This is a genomic window from Acidithrix ferrooxidans (genome assembly GCF_000949295.1).
GTDB classification, from domain to species: Bacteria; Actinomycetota; Acidimicrobiia; order Acidimicrobiales; family Acidimicrobiaceae; genus Acidithrix; species Acidithrix ferrooxidans.
This window is the reverse complement of sequence record NZ_JXYS01000027.1, coordinates 84,765-93,794: the sequence shown is the minus strand read 5'-3', so window position 1 is coordinate 93,794 and position 9,030 is coordinate 84,765. Positions and strand designations below refer to the sequence as shown.

The 9,030-nt window shown below is 45.2% G+C and carries 5 protein-coding genes; 1 reads left to right on the top strand and 4 read right to left on the bottom strand.

The genetic code is table 11. From position 1 onward, the window contains the following. Nucleotides 1–490: transposase (locus AXFE_RS06075; RefSeq protein ID WP_152625901.1), on the top strand; the 490-nt coding region annotated here is incomplete at its 5' end. 1,624 nt (nt 491–2,114) lie between these two features. Here the strand turns inward: AXFE_RS06075 and AXFE_RS06060 are convergent. The 4 genes from AXFE_RS06060 to fliD form a co-directional block, all read right to left on the bottom strand. Then, nucleotides 2,115–5,237 carry a glycosyltransferase gene (locus tag AXFE_RS06060; RefSeq protein WP_052605001.1) on the bottom strand — a complete coding sequence of 1,041 codons (3,123 nt, stop codon included), beginning with the start codon at nt 5,235–5,237 and terminating at the stop codon, nt 2,115–2,117. Nucleotides 5,238–5,709: 472 nt separating this feature from the next. Further along, nucleotides 5,710–5,988 (bottom strand): hypothetical protein, encoded by a 279-nt coding sequence (locus AXFE_RS06055; RefSeq protein ID WP_052605000.1) that lies wholly within the window; start codon nt 5,986–5,988, stop codon nt 5,710–5,712. Further along, nucleotides 5,975–6,370: a flagellar export chaperone FliS gene (locus AXFE_RS06050; protein ID WP_052604999.1), complete on the bottom strand. Its 396-nt coding sequence runs from the start codon at nt 6,368–6,370 to the stop codon at nt 5,975–5,977. Before AXFE_RS06050 ends, AXFE_RS06055 begins: the two co-directional genes overlap by 14 nt. Nucleotides 6,371–6,403: 33 nt before the next feature. After that, the gene (gene fliD / locus AXFE_RS06045) at nt 6,404–8,956 is read right to left on the bottom strand and encodes a flagellar filament capping protein FliD (protein ID WP_052604998.1); all 2,553 of its coding nucleotides are present in this window, start codon (nt 8,954–8,956) and stop codon (nt 6,404–6,406) included. Nucleotides 8,957–9,030 lie beyond the last annotated feature (74 nt).

The window sequence follows — 9,030 nt, the reverse complement described above, 5'->3', positions numbered from 1 at the left end:
ATATCGCGCATTTGCAAGAGATAGACAAGACGTTCGTCTTATCGTACGAAGGGTCAAGCCTACTCCAGGGTCTCAGCTGGCACTATTTAGAGACTATGACTATCACGCATTTATTACCGATCGACAAGGCGAAACGCTCTTTCTTGAGGCTGATCACCGAGCACATGCCCAGATCGAACTAGTCATCAAGGATCTCAAAGGAGGTTCGGGATGGAATCATGTTCCATCCAGATACATGAACGCTAATGCCGTTTGGTTGGAACTTGGTGCAATTGCACACAACCTGGCACGGTTCACTGCACGAATAGGCGCTATTACACAAACTGTAATAACCACACCAAAGCTTCGACGGTGTTACTTTCAGATCGCAGGACATATCACTCGTTCAGCTAGAAAAGTAATACTCCATCTTGAAGAACACTGGCACTATAAGGATAAGTTCTTAGAGGCTCTTGATCGGATCAGAAAGTTTGAGATCGCCATCACCTGAACATCTGGTTACCTAACACACTGAATATTACTTGAAACAACTGCTCTAGAAGACAAGGGATTAGGTCACTATGGCCAAAATGAGATTTCACAATCTCAAAAATGACCAAAAAGGCTCAACCACAAAGGGAATAGGTCATATTTGGCACTCTGAAACCAGATTTAAGCCATAGACCCTCCGTCAAACCTAAATCAGTTCCAAAAAACCGACTTGGATTCACACCGAAGGGCTCAAGCTGGTCCATTTCTGTGGATTCAGGTTAAATGTCGGTCTTCGTACGGAACTAAACTCGGAAGTCGTGATGAAGTGATCTCAGGGAGGTAAAGTGTGTCACTGAGAGGCCTCCCATCCGATGCGTATAGACCGGGCGCTATAGTATTGTAGTGTTTCACTTTTTCTCGCCTCGAATCAAGGTCAGAGAGTAAGCAGTCGAGATGATATATGGGCGCATCGATGTGCTTCAACGGAAAGTTGTATTGCGAATTAGTGTGTGCCACTCCATAGAACCTCAAAGACGAGGGGTTGTTTCGCAGTAATCGATCTTGCCAGTCCGGATACCAAGGTCGCTCGTTCAACCAGTAAGAGGATGATTCGAAACTCCAACGTCGAGTGATCAGGTACGTTTGGATATCAAGCGATTCGATGAGATTGGGTAATTCATCGAGCAATTTTTGGGATGGGACTTCATCACTGTCAATCTTCAACACCCAATCCCCACTGCACTGACTATGCAGCCAACCCAAATAAGAATCTAAAACCGAAGGTGATTTTTCGACAATGAAGACTTTGTCTGCGATACCATTCAGGTGATCCAAGTCCGATTTTGGGACCCCCACGTCAACTGCGCATACTATTTCCCACGCCACATTCCGAAACATACTTAAAATCGACGCCACTACTGGGATCGGACCAGCAGTAAGACAGCAGACCGAGAGTCTCATTTCTTTGTTCCTATCGCGACGAATAATTGAATTAGATATAGTGTCATCATATCATGTTCGGTGGGGGTCGGGATGATTAGCACATTTGCTCAGGTTCGGATTATGCCTTTTCGTTTATCTTTGGAGCAGGGTCCCAGGCGTCAGAATGGTTGGCATTTGCTCAAGTAAAATACGAAGAACCCGAAAGGGCGAGAACTCAGATCGAAGATGATACTTTAATCCAAAGGATCAAAAAAAGCTGTTATCAGTAAAATAAGGATACTCTTAGCAGATCCAAGCACCTCAAGAGGTGCTTTTCTCAACTGACTCAGAATAGTCAGCGCCCCCGCAGGGTGGTTTGAAATTTCCTCCCAAAAGGTGATCTCGGAAGGCCTACCTCCATCATTTATGTTTAGCTTGTTATCAGCTTGTAGGGGATTTGCAAGCTCTTTCATTGATGACGTACGGTGAAAGTGAGGATAGCAATTTTAGAAAAACCATTTGTCGAAAAACTGAGCAAAACTGCCAACCTTACTGACGCTAACCGTCACCGGACAGGAGGTTGCTGAGATTCAATAATAGTTACAACTTTATTTACATACACCCACTCGAGCCATGGGTTTGCAGTTGCAAAATGAGCGTCATCGCAAGAATCTGAGAAAAGCTTGCCGGTCGCCCTTTTCCGACTCATCAGCAAAAACAATTTAAAGCGAATTTAAAATGTCCGCCAAATGCTGCTGCATGCTAGTGTGGCCTTCATACCAGTTTTCAATTCTCACGAGTCCGGATTTAGCCATATTCACTAATAGATCCGAATTTACTAGCGCATATTCCATCTTGGAAGTCAAATCTTCCAGCGCGCACTGGTACCAATTAGAATCCCTAAAACATTTCAGGTCGGAAGACGTAACCGCTGGCGTCTCAATCGTCCGTACTAAAAACGAATTACTAGCATGACAATAATCTATTTGACCGCCTTGATCAGGTGCTATAGAAACAATTCCTCGCTGCATCGCTTCAAAAAAGGGTAGGCCAAAACCTTCACCATGACTCGGAAGAACAAATACGTCTGCCAATTTGTAAAGCCGATCCATTTGTTGATCGTCCAGAAACTCTGTAATTATCGACATCCCCGGTAATGAGTTTTTAAGCTCATCACTGGTAAACGAGTTTCTTAGAAAGTCAAAAAAAGCATCCCTTTCAATCCCACTCAACTTCACAATCAATTTCGCCCCCGTGTATTTGGCTCGAACTCGCGAAAATGCTCGCACCAATGTAATCGGGTCCTTTCGGCTTTGAAAATCAAATATCGACAAAAAAGTGAATTCCTTTTTCTTGCTCTCATATCGTGCCGTAGGATTAATGTCAGCCGAGACTCGTTGAGGCAAAACAGGTTCGATCCGGAGTTTCTCGCTTAAAACACCTGACTCTCTAAATATCTCGAAATCAAATCGCGACATCGTCCAAACTTCGTCAAAACCATTCAAAACGTCAACTAAGTTTCCGGGAAGAGGATTAGCTTCAAAAGTTGTCCGAGCAATCCTATATTTCGATCGAAGTAACGGGGCAATACTCTCAATCCAAAGGACAGGAAGATCGACCACGACTATGTCGGACTTAAGCGAATCGATAGAATTAGCGGGAATCCATGTATTACCATCCGCAGTCGCACTTTCAGAAGTCGCCGCCATGGTTGAAAAATACAGCTTCGCATTCAAATCATCTAAGTTGATATGCTGAAGAAGTGCAATGGAAGCCTTTGAAAATCCTGATCGACCATCGAACAATCCAATATGATGAATCTTACTTTGTTGATCGATCTGAACGACGTCCTCATTTGAAGACGCCCAGCTTATTTGGCCACTGCCTCTATTTGGTCGCCGCGCAACCACGACAATATCTAGCGGGGCAATTTCAGAGATTCGCCTCGACCGACCCTCGAGAACGTTGAACCCTGATGAACGGAGCAGCTTTTTAAGGAGTGGGATTGAATACGGTCGAATGTAGGTGGGATCCAACGAAAAACCATTAGAGCTGACATCGCTATTGGCGAAATCCAGTGTCTGGATCACCAAGATGCCATCGTCGTCGATATTGTCGAATATCCATTTAATTAAAGACTCAGCGGCCTTTGAATCGAGATGCTCCACGATATGGCCCATAAATACCCCATCAAAAGCTCCAATCTCACCTGAATTTAGACAATTTGGAACAAAACCTTGGATAACCTCAAACCCGTCGTCTATCAGTTCGCTAACCAAACGAGAATCTTCATCTATGCCAATGAGCGATTTGCCACGATTTCTCAGCGCACGAAGCATCGAGCCCTGACCGCAACCAATATCAACCACTCGCTTTGAGGTCGTAAAGTTCTGAGCAAGGAAATTCGCGATCCGAAAGGTTACTTCATCATCGCCTTCGAAAGAATTGAAATATCCCTTTCCATCTCGACGACTCAATTGGGAAGCGACAAGTCCCCGATAACATCCACCCGACCATAGATCTATTTCACTAGCCGCCAATCGGTCTAACGATTTCTTCAAAGAAATCAGGTCAAATTTCTCCGATGATTCAGAATTGCCGTCAATGTTCAATCCAAGCAGATCGCGTGAGCTTACAAAATCTCCGATCAAATTTAACTCAGATACCAACGGAAGAACATTTATCTGTTCACCATCAAAAAACCGCTTTAGCTTTGCTCCAAGCGATGAGAGTTTATCATCTGGAGCGTTTCCTTGAACGAGTTGATCAATAGCTCTAGAAGCCAATAATCCGACCTCTTGCCATTCATATTTACGTGCTATCGCATTTGCCGAATCAACCTTGTGCGAAAAATCGACCCCATTGACAATCTCCGTAACAATCTCCGTGAGTGAATTTTGATCCGGCTCGCGCAGGTAGGCATAGTCCGACAGCAGAAGGTCACCAACATATGGCATATCCTGGACTATTGCTTTGGATGGGATGTGGAATGAAGCTGATTCCGGGCAGAACTCACCGGAGGGACCTCCTCCGGTATGAACAGCCAAGGTGCCTAAAGACATTGCCTCAAGAATAGGCATTGCGAAGCCTTCGGCTCTATACGGTTGTATCAATGCGTCACTGCTACGAATCAATTCTCGAACTTCTGTTCTCGACAAGTGCTGGTCTATATAGATCATTCGCTTAGCAACTTCTGGGAACCTTGCGACCAGATGGGGAATCAGTGACTGATTTTGGTAGAAAGAGGTACTTCCAGAGTCTTTAACTACCAGTTCTATTCTAGCCAGAACCGATTCCTCGAGCGAAGCCAGCGCGCCAAAAAGTAAATCAATTCCTTTTCGATAAATCGTCCCACCAACAAAAAGCAACTTGGTCTTTACGCCATTTCTTGCCATCGAATTGACGCTGCCTAGATGCTCTATTCCATTTGGGATAACCCAAACTTTATCGGAATCTATACCCGATTGAAGATAACCCTTCTTGACGTACTCACTAGGAACCCAAACGGCATCGACCCCTTCAACGCCCTCTATCCAGGCGATCGGAATCGATCCAAATTCCCACGGTTGAACAACGATTAAGATCTCATCTTTGTGGCGCTTAGTCCAAATTGGTGGCCAAATTTGGCGAATCCGAAGATCGCATTGAATGTCACTTTCGAGAAACTTTAGATCAGAAAATCTAGAATCATTGAGAATACATAGAGCTTTAATTATCTCAGCATTTCCATCTAATGGTAGGAAATATACTTCATGTCCAAGCCTACAGAGTTCAAACCCCAGGTTAACGTTGACAATACCGTAGCTTCCCCGTGGATCTAAATTTCCTTCAATGACAATCTTCAATACAATCCTCACTGATCATAAAAGAGGTTTTAATCGTCTCAAATCATCCAAAAGATCATTCGAAATCTATGTTAGTATTCAGTCGATACTGAACACGGAACAAAACCAAATTTTAAAGCATCGCTCACCAAAAAATAACTATTGTAGCCTCAGAAGATGCTAACTATGTTGACGCAACTGAGTAGCATGCAAAATCATAAGTGAGCATCAACCTCCGATAAATCAGGTCAAATGCATCCTTATACATCAATGCTTAAAACATTAAGACACTTCCAGCCACAACAATCCCCGGGAGGTTGGTGCCATAAATCAAAGTATATTAAATTCATTACTTAAATTACAGTAAAAATTAAGTTCCAAAAATTGCAACGCTACAAAACCAATTACCTAACATCTTTATTGCATCCCTACACCTAACCTCTCTGAGGTCAGCGGGCAAGCAAAAGCGTAAAGTTACCCACAAACAAGTCTGCTATGCCCGCATGTCCACCGCACGAGGACGTTTAGCATCGGAAGACCTTGATGCCTCGAGCAAAATTAACAAGTCGGACTTACGTGTCTGCACCTCAGTAATCAGTTTCTCACTCCTATGCAACAAATCTACCAGTTTCGCCTTCGCATACTTTGGAAAGAAAACACCATCAAAGGCGCCGAAATCTAGAGATTCGGGCCAACTCCGCTTTCCTTCCAATGCTAGGACCGATTCATTTTGATTGTCCTCTATCTGTGAGATTACGTCACGCCACTCCAATTGAAGCACCTTCTTCTTGTATTTGCATGGCGGCACCTCTCCATGCGGTAATTATTTGAAGTATCAAGTTATTAGCCACGTCAAATCGCTTCCTGTCGGCTCTAATATTGGCGTAAACCAGTTCACTGTAGATGAACCCATAAACCGAGGCCAGCTGTATAGCCCCATCCCAGATATCAGGTCTTAGAGAATCCCGAAGATGTAAAACGATCTCTTGTGCATGAATCAATGCGTCGTTCCGACTTTGCACATTACCATCATTAAAACCCATTTCAGCGCGTTTCATATCAATTTCCAGACGATCCAGAAACATCAAAAGACGTTGTGTCGGTGACGCAGTTAAAATTGCATCTTTTACATAATCATTAGGCTTTGAATACATAAATGCCTTCCATGGAACGAGTAAAACAATTCATTAAGGCAGCTTGGCAATCGCCGATGTAAGCCATTGCGTCTGATTTTGCAGAGTTCCCAACTGAACTTCCATATTTGAAAACTCCTGCGTCAACAATTGCTGCTCTGCGTTAATCATCGGCGTATATGAGCTGTACTGAAACTGCAATGCGCTGACTTGGCTATTCAGGCTAGCTATCGTAGTAGTTGTCATGCCATTGACAGCGTTGGAGCCTAAATTACCGGCATATGCCATTCCCCCGGCAATGCCTGGCGTATAGGAAAATGAGCCTATATTCGTCGAAGATGTAATTCCAGATGCCGTAACAGATAGAGCCATGCCCGCCAGAGTTGGATCAGTAGCTGGAGCAGTCAAAATCTGACCCGATCCAGTAGCGGTCACACCATTTATCGTTCCCGCTACATCAAGACCACTAAAGGTCGAGGGAGTATTAGCCACGCTAGCCAGCCCGGTCTGACCGGCACCAACAGCTGAACTGGTTACACTAAAGGAAGCAGCCGAACCATATGCACCGCTATTTAGAACCAACTGGCTCCCAGATCCGTTTGTAACTACAGATGCATTTACCCCTATACCCTGTGCGGATAGAGCGGAATTCAAACCAGTAGCTATGGCGCTGAGACTTTCACCCGCAGTCGCCGAATACGATGCGCTCGCAGTCCCTGAGGTTATCGTCAAATTCTCCGCGCTTGTAATGGTTCCCGTTGAAATCACATTTCCAGCATCCTTGGCTTGAGTAGCAGATTGTGAAATATTTACTGCATAGGTTCCTGGAACTGTAGCATCTGCGCCGTATACCAGAGAAACCGCTCCGTTATAGGTGGCACTAGAAGACTGAAAGTTCCCACCCTGGGAGAAGATCGATGCAACGGCTGAGGGGTTTGCGTTGTATGCACTTATGAATGTATTTTGGTCAAAAGTTATGGTACCAGTCTTCGTCAAGGAAAGACCAACAGCTGCAGAGTTATAAGCCCCGGCAGGCCCCGTCGCTGACGCCACTGTTTGCAAGATTGCCTGTGTTAGAGTTGTCATGTTAGGATCGGCCATCAAAGGTCCCGCGGTTGATGTTGAAGAGTTATAACCTGCTAAATTATTGATTGTAGACAAAGCGGTATTAGCTGCTGAAACCAAGTTAGAAACTGACGATGCCATAGCTGTTGCATTTGGAGTTATTGAAACACTCACAGGGGTGCTTCCAGCAGCTTGCGCCGATACCAAGTTCAGCGTCACCCCTTGCATCACTCCTGTAACGGCGTTAGTTGCAGAATTTACGGTGTACCCGCTAGATCCACCGATTTGAATTTGTGCATCCTGACCAGCAACTACCTGCTTCATACCACCCAGCGAAGACGACAGTGCAGAATTATCGAGGGTTATTTGAGAGGCAGTACCTGTTGAAGTTGATGCAAGTTCAAGGACGTAACTATTCGTTCCGAGATTTACAGCAGATGCACTAATTCCAATACCAGCGCCATTAATCGAACTTACTAGATCCGAGAGGGTGCCACCACCTATGTTTAAATAGTTCGCCGTAAACGATCCGGTACTAAATCCCGTTGTACCAACGGTTGTTGCGATCGTCCCACCCGTACCAGAATTGAGAGTAACAGAAGATCCAGCCGCAACATTATTGACGGTATTGACAGTCCCATCAACAGTAATAGAACCCGCGGTACCGTTAACCGCCGAGGCAGCTGCGGTAAGTCCCAGAGAGGACAATGCGTTGCCACCAGTTATTTGAAGAGACGAGCTTGATCCGAGCTGAGTCGTACTAACCGCTAAGCCACCATTCTGGGCAGCTGAAACATTTAATAGTCCACCTGATGCACTCGCAAGGGCGCTGGCGAGTTGGGACTGGGAATAAGTTCCTGCCGCAATGGTGAAGGTCTGTGCTGTTCCGTTGACGTTCGCGGTAACGGTATCGTTAGAGCCCGTGGTAATCGTAGTAGAAGAAGAGACTGAAGTTCCCGTAACCGATGCTCCGCTGAGTGCAGATGTCACATCAATCGAATGCGAACCAATCGCTAACCCGGTTCCCGCGGTCAATGATGCAAATCCAAGGTTACTAGCCCCGGTAGCAATTAATAGCGGAGCGGTGGCTACGATGCTGGAAGTCGATCCAACGGAACTATTGCTCATTTCAACTGCGCCCTGAGCAAGTTGGTTCACACTAAAGCTTAGGGTGCCCGTAGGAGCACCTGATGTGGAGGTAGCCGTGGCTACTGAAGAGTTGGATGAAGATGCAGAGGTGGCGTCCCATAGATACGTCTGGTTGATAGCATCGGCTGCGGTTTGAAGGGAACTCAGCTGACTCTGGATAGTTTCGTAGTTTGAGATGTTGGAATTGATTTGTGAGATTTGATTCGTGATGTTAGTTTGAGGTTGTTTATAGGCTGCCATGAGTGCAGCTATTATCGATTGGGTATTCAATCCAGAGATGACCCCGCTGAAAGTTATCGGCGCTCCACCGGATGTACTAGTAGTGCTACCGGCAAATGGGTTGACAGTGGTTGTACCGCTACTAGTGGTAGAAGACGTGGAAGATACTGTCATCTAGAATCACCCTTTCAATTTATCTCAAAATGAGTTCCAATCAAACAATCCAATAACCAAAGAGCTGGGGCACC